The organism is Streptomyces sp. CRN 30 (assembly GCF_034105845.1).
This window is the reverse complement of record NZ_JAVRHI010000376.1, coordinates 52,718-70,502: the sequence shown is the minus strand read 5'-3', so window position 1 is coordinate 70,502 and position 17,785 is coordinate 52,718. Positions and strand designations below refer to the sequence as shown.

Below are 17,785 nucleotides of genomic sequence, written 5' to 3'. Positions count from 1 at the left end.
TCGTAAAACCGACAGAAGTCGCAGCGATGGTTCTCGGATGAGTTAACTTCCGGACCATTTCCGCGCACCTCGATTTCCGTGCTATGTTCCCTCGCCTTCCTGGCCAGCGCGAGCTGCGACGACACTCACACCCCACCCCGACTGCAGCTCTGCCAAGGGCTGGAGACGGTCACAGCGACAGCATAAGAGGGGTCGGTAACCGACCCCTCCCCCGAACTTTTTGGTCGACCGGCGATTCGACCCTAAGGTTATTGGGCCCTGCCAGCCGCATGAAAATCCTGCGGTGACCGCACCGTTTCCATATTGCGGACCTGCCCGAATTGGAGTCTTTTTGCCCGCCCATCTGGATCGATCCTCTACCCATGAACGCGGCACGCTCGCGTCTCCCGCCGATGTGGCTGCGTACCTCGGAGTGCCGGTGAAGACGCTGTACCAGTGGAAGTACCGCGGCACCGGTCCGAAGCCGCTGAAGGTCGGCCGGCATCTGCGCTACCGCTGGTCCGAGGTGGACGCCTGGCTCGACCAGCAGTCGCCGTACGACCTGACGGCCTGACCGCGCTGCGTCAGAGGGGCCCTCTGCACGTCGACACCAAGAGCAGCCCCCTCGATCTTCGATCGCCCATCCGTGAACAACGACTCGGTGGATCGGGAAACCCGTTCCGCTCCACCGAGGGAGGAGTGCCTATGGAGGAATCTTCGCCTCGTACCGCGAGCACCGGTCCCCTAATCGCCTGGCCCCCGGTCGCCGTACCAGGTCAGGGAACACCACCGTCCCGTACATCTGAGGCCGAGAAGCCAGCCCCGGAGGTGAGAACCGGCCGGGAGCCAACTGCGGATCACGACGGGGACCGTCGCACCGATGGCGCGGGAACGGGACACGGTCCCCGGTCCCCAGCCACCGGGGACCGCCCCCGGCCCCAGCAGTCCGGGGACCGGCGAACGTCTGTCAGCGGAAAGCCGCTGGTAGACGGCCCGGTGAGTGGGGACGCCAACGACGGTCCCCAAGGGATCCCTGCGGGGACCGTCGCCGCGCCGGGGACCGCAGGACCGGGATCGGGGACCGAGGGAACCGGCTCCGGGACCGAGGGGACCGAATCGGAGCCCGCGGTCCCCGCCGACGGCTCGGGAACCGGGGACCGTGAAGGGGCCGGTCCCCAGAGAGTGGAGGACGGGACCGCAGTCCTGGACGAGTTGCGTGCGGCCATCGGCCGGTACGTTGTGCTGCCCAGCGAGGAAGCCCTGACTGCCGTGACCTTGTGGGTCGCGGCCACGCACATCCAGTCCGTCCTTCAGCACGCGCCGCGTCTCGCGGTGGTGGGCCCGACGAAGGGGTGCGGCAAGTCCCGTCTGCTGGACGTCCTCCACGAGACGGTGCACAAGCCGATGATGACGGTGAACACGTCGCCGGCCGTGGTCTTCCGTGTCATCGGGAAGAACCCACCGACGCTGCTGGTGGACGAGGCCGACACCATCTTCGGCCCCAAGGCAGGCGACAAAGAGGATCTGCGTGGCCTGCTGAACGCCGGTCACCAGCGCAACCGTCCCGCCTGGCGAATCTCCGGACCGGAGCGGCAGGTGACCTCGTTCCCCACCTTCGCCATGGCCGCCTTGGCCGGTATCGGCGACCTGCCCGACACGATCATGGACCGCGCCGTCGTGCTGCGCATGCAGAAGCGCAAGCCCAGTGAGCGGATCGCCGCGTTCCGCTCACGTGACTCGGTGCCCGAACTCAACGCCGTACGCGACCGGCTGGGTGCCTGGCTGGCCTCACTGCGGGAGACCGCAGCCGCGCTGGTGCCACAGATGCCGGTCGAGGACCGGGCCGCGGACACGTGGGAGCCCTTGGTGACCGTTGCTGACCTGGCCGGCGGCGACTGGCCGGACCGGGCCCGGACAGCCTGCCTCGCCATGACCCGTAGCGAAGTCGTCCAGGACGGACAGACCACCCTGCGAACGCGGCTGCTACGGGACATCCGCCGCGTCTTCGACTCTCAAGGCACCGATGTCCTCCGCACTCAGGACATGCTGGCCGCGCTCGTCCAGGACGCCGAAGGTCCCTGGGCCGAGTACGGCACCAACGGCCTCAACGCCTACCACCTCGGCAACCTGCTGCGTGACTTCGGCATCGGTTCCTCCAACCACCGCTTCGCCAAAGGCCGCCAGGCCAAGGCGTACGCACGCAACAGCTTCCTCGACGCCTGGGCCCGCTACTGCCCGGAACCCACCCAGCCCCGACCCGGCCATCAGCAGCAACAGAGGACGGCCTCCACCCCTCCCCCGAGGAGCCTGCCCATCGGGCCGCCGAGCGGCCCCGCCGGACCGGCGCGCTCCCGCTGACCCACCCGGCCCGCCATCCGTCCAGCTCCGTCGCGTCCGTCCCCGCGCAGGTCAGCGCGGGGACGGACGCCCCCGCCGGGACGGACCTCTCCGTACCTGCACCCACGTCCGTACCTGGCATGACCAGCCACGCGACGGATGCGACGGACACGCCACAGACAACCGCCGTACGCGATCGGAGACACCGCCGTGCCCGACAACCGCATCGACACCAGCCGCACCAACCGACCAGCAAGTTATCCCTTTGGAGACTCCGCCTCGGGCGGAGTCTCCAAAGGGGTCCCGACTCCGCCGGAGCCGGGTCTCGTCCGGCGCCGGGGGACGCCGGACGAGGAGGCCGCGACCGAGGGCGGATCGCGGACTCAGGGGAGCGCACCAGGCGCCGAGGTCCACGCGCCGAGCCCCACTGGCCGAGCACGACCCAACACACGACGACGCCCGTACCGACGCCGCCAACGACCGCACGTACGCAGCACCCGTCTGAGCGACGAGGAACTCGCCCGCATCACCGCTGGTGCCGAAGCAGTCGGCCTCACTGTCGCCGGCTTCCTCGCTCGCTCGGCCCTTGCCGCCTCCCGTGACCTGGACCGAGCCGCCGGCGCGATCGCCGACGACCGCAGCCTGATCAGTGAGTTCTTCGCAGCCCGGAGACACCTCGGCCACATCGGCAACAACCTCAACCAGATCACCCGCGCTGTGAACTCCGACGAAAAGCCGGCCGCGCTCGACGCTGTTCTTACGGCCACCCTTCGAGCGGTAGATCGTGTCCAGGAAGCCACAGACCGGATCATCGCTCACGCCTGACCAGCGCTGGCGCCGGCTACGCCCCGAGTGAGTCGATCAGGTGGTCGTCGAGGTCCGCGAACCAGGACTCGCGCCGCCACGGCCGTAGATCGCTGCGGGCGCGGCGCAGCCTGATCGTGGCGACACGACCGCCGGTCACCGAGGCCGCGTCGACGCACTCGTGCAGCAGCTCGGCGGCCGACTCGGGCTCGTCGAGGCGAATGCGGGCGAGGGCCTGGTCCGTCGCCACGATCGCCCGTTGCACGCGCTCGCGGGGCGCTTGCAGCGCCTCGGCCGACCGGGCGAAGTAGTCGTGCGCCTTCGCTGGATCGCCGACGTACAGCGATGTGACGCCGTCGAATCCGCGCAGGTAAGCGGGTGAGAAGGAGGTAGGCGCCGGGTCGCCGTCGCGGTCGCTGTCCATGTCGTACCAGGCGAGGGCGAGGGCGGCCTTCGCGTGCCGCTCGGCACCGGCGCGTGCCGCGATCTCGGCTTGCAGGGCGTGGGCCCGTGCCCGCACGGTCACGCTCTCGCCGGCCCGCGCGTCGCGCACCGCGTCACCGACGAGGCGTTGCGCCGCATCGATGCCGGGCATCGAGTACAGGGTGACTAGAGCGTGGCTCATCTTGACGACGGCCCGACGCCACGGCGAGCCGATGCCACCGGCCGCAGCGGTCGCCTCGGCGTACAGGGCCCGCGACGCCTCGTCGTCGCGGGTCTCGAACGCCGCTCGCCCGGCGAGTGTGTACGCCTGAGCGGCCACCGCTCGCAGGCCGGGAATCAACGGCTCAGGAACCAATGCGTCGAGCAGGCGACGGCACGACTCGACAACCGGCGCGAGCAGAAGCTGCACCCGCACGAACGGGACCGAGCCGACTTGTCCGTTCACGTCGGAGACAGCCAGCCGTATGGCGTCGAGTACTTCTTCGTCGAGCCGGGTGGGGTCGGCGAGCGCCGTCGACAGGGCGTGTTGCGTGGACGGGCCGAGCAGCGCAAGAAGCCCACCGCCACCATCAGTGGCAGTCCGCACGAGCAGCGCACGCAGCTCGTCGAGATGCGGTTCGCTCTCGCCGAGGTGGGCGAGAGCATCGAGGAGTTCGTGGAAGTCCGAGCCGGCGCCGAGGGAAGTCTGCCCATCGGTGGTACGGGCGTACAGGTGGGCGAGCAGCAGTTGATATCGCCGACCGGGCAGGATTGGCGTCGTGCTGGACTCCCACCGTGCGACGGACCGCTGCACACTCCCGACGCACGCGTCGAGCGGCTGCCCGAGTGCGGCGGCCTGGTCGACGATGGCCCGCGCCGTGTCGGCCAGGGACCAGCCGCGGGCGTGGCGGAGGCGTTTGAGTGTGGCAGCACCGACGAGCCTGCCGTGCGCGCTCATGCCCTCATGATGCACGCTCCGTAGGTCACACGGGCACAATCAGTCGCGGTTTGCCCTGCGAGGACGCGTAGTTGATCGTCTGCCACGTACCCGAGGTGCTCTCGGGCCCTTCGCGGGGGAACCCGATCACCATCCGCGCGCGGTCGACCATGTAGGTGTTGCGGGCGTGGTAGGCGGGTGTACGCAGCTCGTCGGCGCCGAGTTCGACGATCGACTCGATCCGGTCGCGGCACCGTTCGGCAGCCTGCCGGGCTTCGGCCGGTTGCTGGGCCAAGGTGCCCGGTACGACGACCGTGATCCGCGACGCCGAGTTACCGGCGAGCCACAGCAGAGCGAGGCTGTCGATGCCGACCGCACCGCCGAGAAAGAACTCTCTGTCCTCGGTCGCCCACGGGGCGAGGTAGGCGCTGAACAGCTCGCTGAACCAGCCAAGGTCGCGATGAGCGGTCTGCCGCGTACCCGTGATCGCCACAGCCGACGCCATTGATCAACTCCGTGTCATAGGTTGTCAGATCCCCTGGCGGCACGCCGCACGGTGGGATCGAAGCATGGACGCGACGATTACCCCGGCCGCCATTCTGGCCGAACAGCTCGCAGCACGCGGGCTGTATGTGACGTACCGGAGACAGCACGCCGTGAGCGTGGTCAATCCCCTGCACCCCGGACTCGGAGAAACCGTCACCGCACATGCCGACCGGTACTTGACCGAGGACGGATACGAGATCGGGGAGCACGGCGACGAGCACGCAACCGCCGACCGCGTCGTGTTCCTGCTCGGGCTGCCACGCGTAGTCGTTGCCGACGGCCGGAAGGCGACGCGATGACCACCGAGGCAACACCACCCCGCCGTGTCCCGCAGAGCTGGCTCGACAAGGCCGGCGTCTTCACCGATGGCGGCTTCGACGGCTTCACCCCACTGGACTGGATCCGGCAGACCGGGGCGAGCGTGACGAGCGCTCTCACGGCCTGGGACCAGGGCGACCTTGCCGAAGCCCCCGTCGGCAAGGCATGGGACATCGTCCGGCTGCACCTCGCCCTCGGTTGGGCCGCCATCACCGTCATGCGGCACGCCGGCACCCCCGTCGGCCCGGTGCTGCACACCCCCCACGGCGTCGAGGTGCTGGTGCCCGTCGGAGCGGCCGACCACTGGGGCCTGCCCGAGTCGGGAGTGCTCACCGCTGGCACCGTGATCACCGTGCCGCATCCGACCACCGTCGCTCCGCGCACGCGTAGAGGGCACTCGTGGATCGTGTCGCCGCATGAGGGCGGGCCGCTCACCGACGTCGACCTGCTGTACGAGCGCTACGCCGTAGCGCTCGCGTCAGCCGAAAAGGGGCGCACGCGATGACCAGCGGAACCTTGGCCCATCACGCCATCCCTCTCGCGACGATCATGTCGCTCGACGTCCGTACCTGGGTCGACCGTCGCGACGCCCGTGGTCCACTCCCCTCCGTGATGCTCACGCACGGGGCACCGAGAGACTTCACCGACTCCGCCCCCGCCGCCATCGAGGCCGCCATGCGCCGCGTGGTGCACTCGTTCGGCGCCGGTCCGGCCGGCGCCGAGGCACCCGACATCGGCGTGCGGTTCACCGTGCACGACGCGCACGCGCTGCTCTGGTTCCCCCAGAGCCTGTTCGCTCTCAAGCTGCGCCGCTCTCCGTGGGTACGGGCCCTGGACGAAGCGGGCTGCGCGCACATCGCCATCGGTATCGACGAACTGTCGTCGGGCGCCTCGGTCGCCGAGGTCGACGAGTACCGAGAGCGAGCGACCGAACTGGGAAGGCTGCACCTCGCCCTCGCCTACGTCGGCCGCCCTCCGGGAGGACCCTCGTGAAGGCTCTGACACGCCCCACCGTCGTTCCGTACATCGCGGCGTGGAGCGGCGAGCTGCAACACCTGCGGCGAATCGTGTACTCGAAACACGGCGGCATCGGCTTCGCCGACGAGGCCCCCGAGGACCGGGACCAGTTCGGCGTGCTGTGGAACGGCCGTGCGGTCGCCCAGGGCGCCGGGCATCCGCGGTACGGCGAGGTACATCCTGAGCGACAGCGCTTGGCGATGCAGTACCTCAGGTGCCAGGTGTGCGGGGGCGCGCCCGCCCGAGATAGCCGCGGCATGCTGTGGCTGATCGAGGACGACCGTGGCCGCTGGGCCGGCTGGCCGGAACGCCTGCTGACGACGCACCCTCCAATCTGCATACCGTGCGCCAATGCGGCAGCCGTGATGTGCCCGCACCTGGCCGGGCACTACGTCGCCGTCCGCGTCCAGGACAGCGAGGTGTGCGGGGTGCACGGGCGCATCTGGGCTCCGTCAGCGTTCGGCTATCCGGTGCGCACGGAGATGAAGGACGTCGTTGCGTACGGCACGACGGACGCGCGGTGGGTGCTCGCTGGACAGCTCGTGCGCTCGCTGCATGGCTGCACAATCGTCGACCTACGGCGCGACGAAACGTGCGACCGGTGACATCAGCGCCCGACGGTCGGCGGTCAGCCTCCCCCTGAGGCCCGCTGGGTGTCCCATTGCAACCGGCTCGCCACGTAGGACGCGGTTGCAGCGGTGATACTCCGGGCCATCTGCTGACTGCCACCCGCCACGGCCCTCCCTCTGGGCGCGAGCGGCGCAGGCTCCCTTTGACGGAGGCTTGGCCAGCCACCGACTGCGCAAAGACACGGCGGGCAACTCGGCATCGAGCAGCGGGCCGCCGCTCTCGCCGACGAGGCGCTCAACCTCTACGCCTCAGCAGCCGCCTTCCGCTCCTCCGCGATGTGGGCCGCCATCGACGGTCGGCGCTACGACATCGCCAAGGCACACATGCGCGAAGCGCAAGCCCTCGCTGAGATGTCCGGCGACCAGGCGATCAAGTTCCGCATCTGGAGCCACGCCGGCACCATGTACCGCCACATGGGCCGACCGCCGGACGCGTTCGCCGCCAACGACGTCGCCCGCAACCTGCACATCACCCGCCGAGACCCCCTGTTCGCGTCCCTCGGTCTGGCCCGCCAGGGCGCCATCCACGGCACGGCCCAGGACCGCACCGGCACCCGCCGCGCGTTCGAGCAGGCGCAGGACGCCATGCTGCGGGCCGACCCCGCCGACTACCGGCCGGTGTTGATGCTCGCCTTCTACGACCAGGCCGAACTGGACTCCCTGGCGCTCTCCGCGCACTTGGCGCTCGGCGACTACTCGACCGCCGAGTACCACGCCCACCGCTGCCTGGCCGCCCTCCGACCCCACATGGTCCGGTCCCGGGCCATCACCACCACCCGGCTAGCCCACGCCCAGCTCGCCCAGGGCGCCCCCGACGCCGCCACGGCCACCGCGATGAAGGTCCCCGCCGAAGCAGCCACTCAGCACGCCCGGGTCACGCGCATGCTGCAGGAGTTCGGGGCCGCGCTGCGCGCCACCGCGCCGGGCAGCTCCACCGTGCAGACCTGGACCGAGCACACCGCCGCCTGGAGGATGGCCGCATGACCACGGCTCCCGCCATCGAACTGCGCACCTTCACCACCCTCGTCACCGCCCGCGGCGACCTCCTCAACGTGTACGCCGACGTACGCGCCCCACTCCTCCACCTGCCGAACTACGCGGTCACCGCGTTCGGCGAACGCCTGGACCGACACGGCACCGAACCGGGGTTCACAGCCGTCCTCGCATACGCGGACGGACATCCGGTCGGCTACGCCTACGGCAACACCATCAAGCACGGCGACCGCTACTGGCAGCGCACCAGCCCGACGCCGGCCGAGAGGTACACCGAGAGCCCGGCGGTGGCCTTGAAGAAGATCGGCGTCCGACCGACCTGGCGGAAAACTGGTACCGCCCGCCGCATCCACGACGCCCTCCTCGCCACACGCGACGAGCCATTCGTCACGCTCATGGTCAACCCAGCGGCCGGCGACGGAAAGGTCCACGCCCTCTACAGGTCGTGGGGGTACAAGGACATCGGACAAAGCCAGCCATCACCAGCCTCCCCGGTTCTCACCGTGATGATCCGAGCCGTCGGCTGACCAGCGACCACGATAACCTGGGAGGAATCCAGCATCGTGCTGTAGTTCTGGGCCCAGTCCTTTCGCGCTATGCCGCGCGGTCTGCCCCGCACTGCAGTCTCTCATCACTGCTCGGTCATGCCCCCAGAGAAGCGCGGGGCACGACGCTTGCTCGATCATTTCTCCGGTATGGACCAACCATCACGTTGGAGTGCCGCAGTCCACCGTTTCTCTACCGATTCTGCCCATTCCGGCTCGATATCCGAGGCGAAGGCCAGCAACCCTGAAACGTGCCGCACGAGTCCCTCGATCGAGCTGAACCCAACGTGCGCCACGTGAGCTTGGAGCCCGAATGCCTCGACGCCACGAATATGCCGCAACAGCCGGGAACGCATTTTTCTATTGATCCGTACTACTGGTCCGTCCACAAGAAGCCCGAGAACGATCTTCCGTGCCCCAGGGGGGACGATGCGCGTTTTCTGCGAGTGTGGTTCGAACCCATAACTACGCAGGAGTACTTCCACTTCCCTGATTATCGAAGAAGCCTCCTTACGGCGAAAATCACCACTGGATGAAAAAACCATGTCGTCTGCGTAGCGCGTGTACACCAACTCTCTTGACGCCGCCACGACACTGAGCTCGTCGTCCAACTTTCTTGCCACTTGATTCGCCAAAGAGCCACTAGTGGGGGCGCCTTGCGGGAGGAATCCCATCAATGGGCGCGAATAGGTCTTGATCACTCTGTATGTGGATCGGTGCCGGAACGCTTGAGCACTCACGTGCCGCGCATGACCTGCATAGCGGGTGCAGATCCTGGCAAGCTCGACCGACGGGAGCGGCCGGTATCCCGCCCCGAGGAAAACCTCATAGACTTGCGCCTCATTGATCGTCTCGAAGAAGTTCCGGATGTCGAGTTTGACCAGCCAACCGGCGCCGAGATGTTTTTGAGCGCATGCCTTGATCGAACTACCAGGGGTATACGCGAAACTATTCGGGTGTGCGGGAAGGCGCTCGACGATCCGATGCAAGATCCAGCGCTGCACTTCCAGCAACGGGGAGCGCGGCGATGAAATCGCTCGCATTTTCCTTCCATTACGTCGCGGAAGGACCAGGTCGTCGTACGGGTCTATGCTCCGCTTCGCAACTTCTCGCAGGTAGTAGTACCCGACCCCCGTATTGTGGGCCAAGTGTCCCAAAGTCAACACGGACGCCAATCCTCGCTCTTCGACCTCTGCGGCTTGTTGCAGAGAGTGCTCTACGAGCTTTGGCTCCTTACCAAGTCGCTGCCCGGTGGCGCGATACAGATGAGGGGAGTCAGTGATCATCTACCTTCGGATTCCTGTGACAGCGAAGCATTCGTCGCAGGCTGGGGCCCCAGACCCCGCCCGGACAGCCGCAGCCTGCGACGGTAGGCGCAACGTGAGATTGATCGAGGCAGACGGCGAGCACCGTTGCCTGCACGAAGCTCCAGGTCGCAGCGCGCCTGGCCGAGTCGGCATCAACGATGCCGACAACTTCTAGATGTCGCTGACTCCCCTCAACTGCCAAGGATAATAGGGGGTATCCCGGCCGATCAAGCGATGGGGCTTCACGGCTAGTGGTGCCCGTCGGCGCGCTGCAGCCAGCTCCCTGTGCCCCTCCGGGGTAAGACGAGCGCCAGGATCGAGCAAGCCTAGCTGAGCACACGCCTGCTGAGCTGCCTCGGCCGACGCAAGCGGAGTACCGAGCAAGAGACTCAGCCGACGGACATCGCGAACACCTCGAGCAGATGCAGCCAAGACCAACAGGATCAGACGGGTGGTGGCACCCGGCTGATCGGACAGCGCACGAGACAGCCGAGGCTGACGTAGAGATGCCGCGATATCTTCTGCCCGCGTCTCGAGCCTGTAGTCCCCCAACTCTTGCTGCAGAGCCGGAGACATCTTTCGGTCGCCAAAGAAGGGTTGCCAATCACTAATCGACTTGTGCCTGTCCTGCCAAAGGATCATCGGCAGGTTATTGGGGACGGTGTGCTGCATCACCCAAAGACCTTCAGAGCGCTTATAACCGAGAGCGTGACTCTTCTTGAAACCGTGCTTCTCGCAGAGCTCCCGGATCTCAGCAGCTTCACCCTTCGACCAACGCACTGTAGAAAAACCCGCCGCATGCTCAGAAAAATGAACCTGTTCAACCCACGGATTCCGCTCCAACGCACGCAGTGCAGCCAGCGAGACGGCATGAAGCACCACATGAAATTTGACAAGTTTGTAAGAGAACCAACTTCGGATCGTTGGATCCTGAGCCCAGGCACGTAGATAGCTGCCAACTCGGTTTCCAGTGCCGCTGTAGTCGTCCACCAACACGATCGTGCGAACCTTGATGCGCCGAAGATCCTCGATCTCCTGCGGCGAGGAAGCTATTGTCTCGTCGGCCCGGTTTCGGCTCCCGATGACATCTCGAATGATGTTACCAACGTGCGCCTCACTCCCTGGAAGTGCCGAATGTGGATGGTCCAGCGGCAGAAATATTCTTCTCTTCGCAGGGTCCGATGGTGCCACTTCTTCGGCGTGGTCACCCGGGCCTTCGGTGTCGCTATCTCCCTTAGGGAGCTCCCTGATCGGATAAATCGCGATGGGGGGCTGCAGATGTCTCACCAGACCGGATAGGCGGTCAGTCAAGGCTGCCCGAAAGGTGGCGTCGGAGAGGACGCGCAGGCTGTTCAGCAACAACTCCGCCGCACGCCGATCCTCTGGCGGAAAGTTGTTGACCCAGACAGCGCCGAGCGTAGTCTCGCTGGGGCGATATTTCATGGGGTTATGCTAAGCCCATCGCTTCCCTGCCAGCCTCCGTTTTGAGGTAGATGCCGAGACGCCAAGCATCGGTACGCCGACGCTCGGTTGGCCACGTAACGCGCGAGCGTACGGCGGAGCACCGGCCAGCACGAGCGGATCCCACATCATGTCGAGTGCTGCTGGAAATCTGCGGCCCGAACCACAGCCATGGATCCTGCTTGTCCTCACCTCCGCAGCGAGGTGGCCTGCTGCGGAGGGACATGCGTACTGCCGTATCTAAGAATCCACCTGCTGATCGACCGCTGCTTCGTAGAAGGCATCCGCGAGGGCGACGATGATCGAGTTAATGGCCGGCCCATCGGTGAAGAAGTAGTCAGCCATCGTGTTGTGGGCGTCCTGGTTGTCTGCGACCGCCTCCGTAACGGCTGCTTGGAAGTCTGGTGACTCCACGAACTGCTTCTTGGAGTTCACCTTGGTCTGCCTGATCAGGTTCGGGTCGGCGAGCAACCGCTGGACGAGTCCCTGCACGAACTCCCTGACCTGGGACTCGGCGAACGATTCGGCGCCGAAGAGGTCGTTCATCTTGTCTATGACGACCTGGAGCGCGACGTACTTCGGATCCTTCTTCATTCCCGTGCCGGCTGCGCTGATGCCCTTCAGCTGTCCGTCGCCCATGAGCGAGATGTTGACCGGGATTGCCTTGTTGTGCTTGACCCCGACCAGTACCACGTCGGAGAGGTCGACGTCGGCAGCCCAGGCGGACTCGGCGATGACCTTCTCCAGAAGGCGCAGGAAGATCGAGAGCATCTCCATGTAGGGGTCGCCGTAGTCGACGATCTGGGACATGAAGTCGTAGAGACGTACGTAGGTGGAGACATCCTTGCGGAACAGGTCTAGCGCCTGGAGCGTGACCTTGTCCTCCTCCTCGATTGCCCGCGCGTAGCGACGCCGGAAGTCGTGCTGCGCCGGGCTGATCGCCGCCGAGAGCGCGTTGTTGCCCTTCCGGGTCACCCACAGCTCGGCGACCTTGCGAACGTCGTCCTCGGTGTAGATTCCGGCCTGGGCAAGCTTGTTAGCCAGGTGGATGACGACATACGGATCGGTCTCGGTCTCCAGGGTCGCGTTCTTGAAGTACGGCTCGAAGGCTGCCTTGATGTCCTCGGGCTTGTTGGCGAAGTCGATGACGAACGTCTTGCGCTTCTGCTCCCCACCAGCGGTGCGATGGGTGCGGTTGAGCCGCGAGAGAGTCTGCACCGCGGTGACCCCTGACAGCTTCTTGTCTATGTACATCGCCGAGAGTAAGGGCTGGTCGAAGCCAGTTTGGAACTTGTTGGCGACCAGCATGATCTTGTACGTCTCGCCCTTGAATGCGGCTGCCAGATCGGCCCCGGCGCCGGGGTTCATGTTGGCCTCGGTGAACTCATCATCCTTCGATGGCTGCGGGCCCCAGTCGCTGTGCCAGGTCTCGTCCTCGGCCATCGTCACCCCGGCGGAGAAGGCGACCAGGGTGCGGTAGTTGTACGAAGCGTCCTCGGTGCGGCGCCTGGCGATGTAGGCGTCGATGGCCACCTTGTACTTCACCGCGGACTTGCGCGAGTCGGTCACCACCATCGCCTTCGCCTTGCCTTCAAGGAGGTAGGCGACGTTGGCGTGGAAGTGCTCGACGATGATCTGCACCTTCTGGCTGATGTTCGTCGGATGGAGCTGCACCCACCGCATCAGACCCTTGCGGGCGGCGGCCTCCTCAACCTCTCCCCCGTCACCGCTCTCGGCCCTGCCGGCGATCTTCAACGCCGTGTCGTAGGACTGATAGCCCTTGAGCACGTCGAGGATGTAGCCCTCCTCGATCGCCTGCTTCATCGAATACAGGTGGAACTCGCGCGGCTTCCCGTCGGCATCCTTGCGGCCGAACAGTTCGAGAGTCTTGTTCTTCGGCGTCGCGGTGAAAGCGAAGTAGGAAATGTTCTCCGACTCGGCCCGCTCGGTCATCTCGGATGCCAGCACCGACTCCACATCAACCTCGCCGCCCTCCTCGATCTCCTTGATCTCCTCAGCAGTCAGCACCTGCTTCAGCTTCGAGGAGATCTGACCCGACTGGGAGGAGTGCGCCTCATCGGCGATGACGGCGAACCGCTTGCCCTTCAGGCCAGCGTCGGACCGGATCTCGTCCAGCGCATGCGGGAAGGTCTGCACCGTCACCGCGATGATTAGCTCACCGTTCTTCAACGCTTGCGCCAGCAGACCCGACTTCGACTTCACGCCGGCCTTGCGGACGTCCTCGGGGCTGATAGTCGCGACGATCTTGCCGGTGCCGTCGATCTGCCGGATCGCATCCTGCAGCTGGGAGTCGAGCACGGTGCGGTCCACGACCACAATGACCGAGTCGAAGACCTTCCGATCATCGACGTGCAACCTCGCCAGTCGGTGGGCCGTCCAGGCGATGGTGTTCGTCTTCCCCGACCCGGCCGAATGCTCAATCAGGTACCGCTGCCCGACACCCTCCTCTTTCACCGCCTCGACGATGCTCGTGACGGCCTCCCACTGGTGGAACCGCGGGAAGAGCATGCTCGTACGCCGCACCGACGTGCCGGTGGTGACGTCCCACTCTTCCTTGGTCTGCACGATCATCAGCCGCCCGATGATGTCCAGCCAGGCGTGTTTCTCCCAGACGCGTTCCCACAGGTACGCCGTCGACGACCGTCCGTCCGCGCCGGGCGGGTTGCCAGCACCGCTGTCGAAGCCGATGTTGAACGGCAGGAAGTGGGTCGTCTCCCCTTCCAGTCTGGTGGTCATCGCCGCCAGGTCGTTCGAGACCGCGAAGTGGACCACAGCGCGGTGTCCGAAGGTCAGCAGCGGCTCGGGCCGCCCCTTAGTCAGTGGGTTGCGGTCCTGCTTGTACTGGTTGATCGCCTCATCCAGCGACTCGGTGAAGTCGGTCTTCAACTCCACCGTGGCCACCGGAAGACCGTTGACGAAGAAGACCAGATCGAGGAGGCGCTGGTCGGCGGTCGAGAAGTGCACCTGTCGCACCACCCGCACCCGCATCGCCTCGTAGTGAGCCGTGGTGGTCGCATTGAACGAGGTCTCGGGGCGGAACTGCGCCATCTTCAACCGGCCGCCACCGATGTACTGCACCCCGTTGCGCAGGATATTCAGCGTGCCCCCGCCGTGCTCCAGCGGCTTGTCCAGCGCCGCAGTCAGCACGTCGAGGAACTTCGCCTGCGAGCCCGCCGCCTTCAACGCCTTCTCGTACGCCGGCTTCTGTGTCTTCTCCAGCCACGCGTACAGGTCGCTCGGGAACAGTGCTCGCTCCCTGTCGTACTCCCCGCCATCACGGTCGTTCTCCGAGTACAGCCAACCGTGAGCCTCTAGGTACTCGCAGATCTCCGTCTCGAAGACCACCTCGTTGTGATCAGCCATCACACCCCCTCGCGTACGTCAATCTGCCCCGTCACCGCCGCTGTGATAAGCGCTGCACGTCGCTCCTGAGCAATCTCGACGAACCGCTCTGACTCGGCGATCAGCGTGTCAGTCTTCGCGTCCTGGTCGTCGAGGTAGGCAGCAATGCGACGCTGCTCTTCGACCGGCGGCAGAGCAAGAGGCAATCGACCAAACATTGCCCAGTTTCGGAAGTCGACGCTGCGTTCACGCACGTTCGGAGCCTGCGTGGCGAGAAATCCGTTACGCCCTAGATATCGCAGCAAGCGAGCGACGTATGCCAGGTCGTCTCCAGCGGTTGCTTCGCACACGTGGTAAACCGGCGTAGCGTTCCCGTGGCTATCGGACACTCCCACAGCGCCCGCAAAGCCGTCGAGGGCATGAAACACCAGGTCTCCTGGACGGATCTCTTGATACCCATGCTCGGTGTTCGAGAAGGTATAACCGTCCTCCCGGCGTTTACTTCGAAGGGTTACGACGCCGTCGCGAAAAGCAGTAACAACACCAAGACCTGCGACTGCGGGGCGCGAGAGAGGTCGGAGTACCCGCTTGACCGTGGTATTACGAGCCCGAGTCGGCGCCCCCAAGAGGACATCGGCTTCTGCATCGCGCCGCTCGCGGAGCATCTCGATCAGTTGCTTCTGCTCCTCGATGAGCGTGTCGATGCGCGCGGTCTCGCGGTCAAGAAAGCCAGCGATGGCACGCTGTTCTGGCAGCTCTGGGAGTGGGATCTGAACTCGTCCAAGCCGTTTCCGCGGGATCCGCTGGCGTGTGGCCCCATCCTGAAGGCTTTCCATGAAACTGCGGCTCGGCGCAGCGTTGATCGCATAGGTGACATAGCGTCTGTCTGCTTTGGTGTCGTCGCAGCGGAGAACGGCGACATCGACGACGGTCACAGCGCGCCCGATCCCTTGGGGAACAATGCAGGCACGTCCCAACGGATCGGGCATCCTCGCGATAAGGACGTCGCCAGCCCGTACAGGCGAGCAGTTGAGTCGCCCGAAAGTCACTTCGTTGATACGCCGGTCTGACCGGTCACGAAAGAAACCGTCTCCGACATCCGCCAATTGAAGGAGTCGAATCTCGCCGTCTGGATCTTGATCCTTACTCTCTACCCAGTCACCATCATGAAATCCGCCAGAAACAGCGAGCGAAGCAAGAGATACCTGCCTCACTTCTCCACCTCCCTCAGCAGGTCGAGGATCTTGGCAACCTGTTTCTCAAGGTCGGCATCGATCTCGGCGAGAGGGCGGGGCGGGACGTACTTGTAGAAGTGCCGAGCGAAGGGGATCTCATAGCCCGTCTTGGTCTTCGCCCAGTCGATCCAGGCGTCGGGGACGTGAGGCTTCACCTCGACATCGAAGTACCGCTGGATAACCTCACGTTCCCCCGCCGCACCGACGAGGGAACCGCCGTAGGTGAAGGGAATGTTCTCGGTGTCGCGCTTCTTCGAGTCAGGCTTCGGGTTGCCCTTGCGGTCGACAACCGGGTTGTCATTCTCGTCGAGCAGGGGTCGCTCCACTGTGACGGTCCAGTAGCCGAACTCATCGTTGTGCAGGACCTTAGAGAGTTCGGGGTCAGCGTCCTCGAAGTCGGCGTACAAATGCACGATCTTGGCGCGGTCAGCATCGCTGATTTCGCGCCCCTTGGCTCCGAGACCCTTGCGCATCTTGGTCCAGAACGATGTGCCGTTGATGAGCTGGACCTTGCCCTTGCGGTCAGGATGCTTCGTGTTGTCGAGGATCCAGATATAGGTTGCGATGCCGGTGTTGAAGAACATGTTGGTCGGCAGCGCGACGATCGCCTCGACCAGGTCATTTTCCAGTAGCCACCTGCGGATTTCGGAGGGGCCGGATTCGGCGCCGCCGTTAAAGAGCGGCGAGCCGTTCATAATGATGCCGACGCGGCCACCGCCGTCCTCGGGGGCGCGCATCTTGTGGGCCAAGTGGAGCAGGAAGAGCATCTGCCCGTCCGAGGTCGCGGGGAGCCCCGGCGCGAAGCGACCGAAGGGACCGGCGGAGTCGCGCTCCTCCTTGATCGCCTTGGCGTACTGCTTCCAGTCCACCCCGTAGGGCGGGTTGGACATGCAGAAATCAAACTGGCGGCCCTTGAACGCGTCGTCGGTGAGGGTGTTGCCGAAGGCGATGTTGGTCGCGTAGTGGCCCTTGGCGAGCAGGTCGGACTTGCAGATGGCGTACGACTGCGGGTTGTACTCCTGGCCGTACAGGCTCAGCTTCGCCCCGGAGTTCTGAGCGAGCAGGTGCTCCTCCGCCAAGGAGAGCATGCCGCCGGTGCCGGCGGTTGGGTCGTACAGCGACCGGATGATGTCGCCCTCGGAGAGGTCGACATCCTTCTCCGCGAAGAGTAGGTCGACCAGCAGCCGGATCGCGTCGCGCGGCGTGTAATGGTCTCCGGAGGTCTCGTTCGCGGCCTCGTTGAATTTGCGGATGATGTACTCAAACGCATCCCCCATGTCTGCGTTGGACACCACGTCGGGATGCAGGTCGACCGCGCCGAAGGACTTGACGATCTCGCGCAGGAGTCCGGCCTTCTCCAGGGCCAGGATCTCCTTCTTGAAGTCAAAATACTCGAACACGTCCACATCAGCCGAGAACCGGTCAATGTAGTCAGCGAGGTTGTCCGCCAGCCCGTCCGCATCGGTCAGCAGGTTCGCGAACTCGTAGTGGGAGGTGTTGTAGAATGTCCGCCCCGTGACCTTCTTGACCTCGACCTTGAGCCGGTTCGGGTTCTCGTACCTCACAGCCAGCTCTCGTACCGCCGCACGGTCCGGCTCAAGTACACAGTCGAGCCGTCTCAGGATCGTGAACGGAAGAATCACAGTCCCGTACTGGTTGGGGCGATAGGGCCCCCGAAGCTGGTCAGCGATCGACCAGATGAAGCTACCGAGCGTACTCACAAGGTTCCTCACGAGAATCGTCTAGCAGTGACGACACTTTGCCAAAGGGAGCAGCCAGCATCCCATGGTTCAGGTAACGGGACCCCCTCGACGTGGTCTTGCCGATCATCCGAGTGCTTGCACGTGTTGCCGGAGCGGCAACTCCGCAAGGCGTTGGAGATGGCGCGAAC

15 protein-coding genes and 1 pseudogene are annotated in these 17,785 nt (G+C 65.3%); 9 read left to right on the top strand and 7 right to left on the bottom strand.

Annotated elements, in window-relative coordinates; all coding sequences use genetic code 11:
* Positions 1–319 precede the first annotated feature (319 nt).
* The 3 genes from UW392_RS40345 to UW392_RS40335 all read left to right on the top strand — a co-directional run bounded on the left by UW392_RS40345 (position 320) and on the right by UW392_RS40335 (position 3,141).
* Complete coding sequence (locus tag UW392_RS40345) at positions 320–553, top strand: helix-turn-helix transcriptional regulator (RefSeq protein ID WP_414497088.1); 234 nt, start codon at positions 320–322, stop codon at positions 551–553.
* A 608-nt stretch (positions 554–1,161) separates the two neighbouring features.
* Positions 1,162–2,337 (top strand): DUF3631 domain-containing protein, encoded by a 1,176-nt coding sequence (locus tag UW392_RS40340; protein ID WP_320780228.1) that lies wholly within the window; start codon positions 1,162–1,164, stop codon positions 2,335–2,337.
* 189 nt (positions 2,338–2,526) lie between these two features.
* Positions 2,527–3,141 carry a MobC family plasmid mobilization relaxosome protein gene (locus UW392_RS40335; protein ID WP_320780227.1) on the top strand — a complete coding sequence of 205 codons (615 nt, stop codon included), beginning with the start codon at positions 2,527–2,529 and terminating at the stop codon, positions 3,139–3,141.
* A gap of 16 nt (positions 3,142–3,157) precedes the next feature.
* On the opposite strand, the gene UW392_RS40330 is transcribed toward UW392_RS40335, so the two are convergent.
* Entirely contained in the window at positions 3,158–4,501 is a 1,344-nt protein-coding gene (locus UW392_RS40330; protein ID WP_320780226.1) for a hypothetical protein, read from the bottom strand.
* 25 nt (positions 4,502–4,526) lie between these two features.
* Complete coding sequence (locus UW392_RS40325) at positions 4,527–4,985, bottom strand: DNA-processing protein DprA (protein ID WP_320780225.1); 459 nt, start codon at positions 4,983–4,985, stop codon at positions 4,527–4,529.
* A gap of 64 nt (positions 4,986–5,049) precedes the next feature.
* Between UW392_RS40325 and UW392_RS40320 the strand changes: the two genes are divergently transcribed.
* From UW392_RS40320 to UW392_RS40295, 6 genes and pseudogenes are all read left to right on the top strand, one after another.
* Positions 5,050–5,325: a hypothetical protein gene (locus UW392_RS40320; RefSeq protein WP_320780224.1), complete on the top strand. Its 276-nt coding sequence runs from the start codon at positions 5,050–5,052 to the stop codon at positions 5,323–5,325.
* Entirely contained in the window at positions 5,322–5,849 is a 528-nt protein-coding gene (locus tag UW392_RS40315; protein ID WP_320780223.1) for a hypothetical protein, read from the top strand. The genes UW392_RS40320 and UW392_RS40315 overlap by 4 nt, the downstream gene beginning before the upstream one ends.
* On the top strand, positions 5,846–6,337 hold the full coding sequence (locus tag UW392_RS40310) for a hypothetical protein (protein WP_320780222.1): 492 nt from the start codon (positions 5,846–5,848) through the stop codon (positions 6,335–6,337). The genes UW392_RS40315 and UW392_RS40310 overlap by 4 nt, the downstream gene beginning before the upstream one ends.
* Complete coding sequence (locus tag UW392_RS40305; protein ID WP_320780221.1) at positions 6,334–6,966, top strand: hypothetical protein; 633 nt, start codon at positions 6,334–6,336, stop codon at positions 6,964–6,966. The genes UW392_RS40310 and UW392_RS40305 overlap by 4 nt, the downstream gene beginning before the upstream one ends.
* Before the next feature lie 201 nt (positions 6,967–7,167).
* Positions 7,168–7,974: pseudogene (locus UW392_RS40300) on the top strand (XRE family transcriptional regulator); the annotation flags it as partial.
* Entirely contained in the window at positions 7,971–8,510 is a 540-nt protein-coding gene (locus tag UW392_RS40295) for a GNAT family N-acetyltransferase (RefSeq protein WP_320780220.1), read from the top strand. The pseudogene UW392_RS40300 and the gene UW392_RS40295, both read left to right, overlap by 4 nt.
* A gap of 155 nt (positions 8,511–8,665) precedes the next feature.
* Here the strand turns inward: UW392_RS40295 and UW392_RS40290 are convergent, their stop codons facing one another.
* From UW392_RS40290 to UW392_RS40270, 5 genes are all read right to left on the bottom strand, one after another.
* Positions 8,666–9,814 carry a reverse transcriptase family protein gene (locus UW392_RS40290; RefSeq protein ID WP_320780219.1) on the bottom strand — a complete coding sequence of 383 codons (1,149 nt, stop codon included), beginning with the start codon at positions 9,812–9,814 and terminating at the stop codon, positions 8,666–8,668.
* Between the two features lie 192 nt (positions 9,815–10,006).
* Positions 10,007–11,278: a hypothetical protein gene (locus UW392_RS40285; RefSeq protein ID WP_320780218.1), complete on the bottom strand. Its 1,272-nt coding sequence runs from the start codon at positions 11,276–11,278 to the stop codon at positions 10,007–10,009.
* Positions 11,279–11,536: 258 nt separating this feature from the next.
* Positions 11,537–14,680, bottom strand: coding sequence for a type I restriction endonuclease subunit R (locus UW392_RS40280; protein ID WP_320780217.1), 3,144 nt, complete (start codon positions 14,678–14,680; stop codon positions 11,537–11,539).
* Entirely contained in the window at positions 14,680–15,708 is a 1,029-nt protein-coding gene (locus UW392_RS40275) for a restriction endonuclease subunit S (RefSeq protein ID WP_320780251.1), read from the bottom strand. Before UW392_RS40275 ends, UW392_RS40280 begins: the two co-directional genes overlap by 1 nt.
* A 161-nt stretch (positions 15,709–15,869) precedes the next feature.
* Positions 15,870–17,615, bottom strand: coding sequence for a class I SAM-dependent DNA methyltransferase (locus UW392_RS40270; RefSeq protein WP_320780216.1), 1,746 nt, complete (start codon positions 17,613–17,615; stop codon positions 15,870–15,872).
* Positions 17,616–17,785: the final 170 nt, after the last annotated feature.

Coding starts and splice junctions, on each gene's coding strand:
- UW392_RS40285 (WP_320780218.1), bottom strand. CDS start 11,278: ATGAAATATCGCCCCAGCGAGACTACGCTCGGCGCTGTCTGGGTCAAC.
- UW392_RS40295 (WP_320780220.1), top strand. CDS start 7,971: ATGACCACGGCTCCCGCCATCGAACTGCGCACCTTCACCACCCTCGTC.
- UW392_RS40320 (WP_320780224.1), top strand. CDS start 5,050: ATGGACGCGACGATTACCCCGGCCGCCATTCTGGCCGAACAGCTCGCA.
- UW392_RS40290 (WP_320780219.1), bottom strand. CDS start 9,814: ATGATCACTGACTCCCCTCATCTGTATCGCGCCACCGGGCAGCGACTT.
- UW392_RS40330 (WP_320780226.1), bottom strand. CDS start 4,501: ATGAGCGCGCACGGCAGGCTCGTCGGTGCTGCCACACTCAAACGCCTC.
- UW392_RS40325 (WP_320780225.1), bottom strand. CDS start 4,985: ATGGCGTCGGCTGTGGCGATCACGGGTACGCGGCAGACCGCTCATCGC.
- UW392_RS40280 (WP_320780217.1), bottom strand. CDS start 14,680: ATGGCTGATCACAACGAGGTGGTCTTCGAGACGGAGATCTGCGAGTAC.
- UW392_RS40310 (WP_320780222.1), top strand. CDS start 5,846: ATGACCAGCGGAACCTTGGCCCATCACGCCATCCCTCTCGCGACGATC.
- UW392_RS40315 (WP_320780223.1), top strand. CDS start 5,322: ATGACCACCGAGGCAACACCACCCCGCCGTGTCCCGCAGAGCTGGCTC.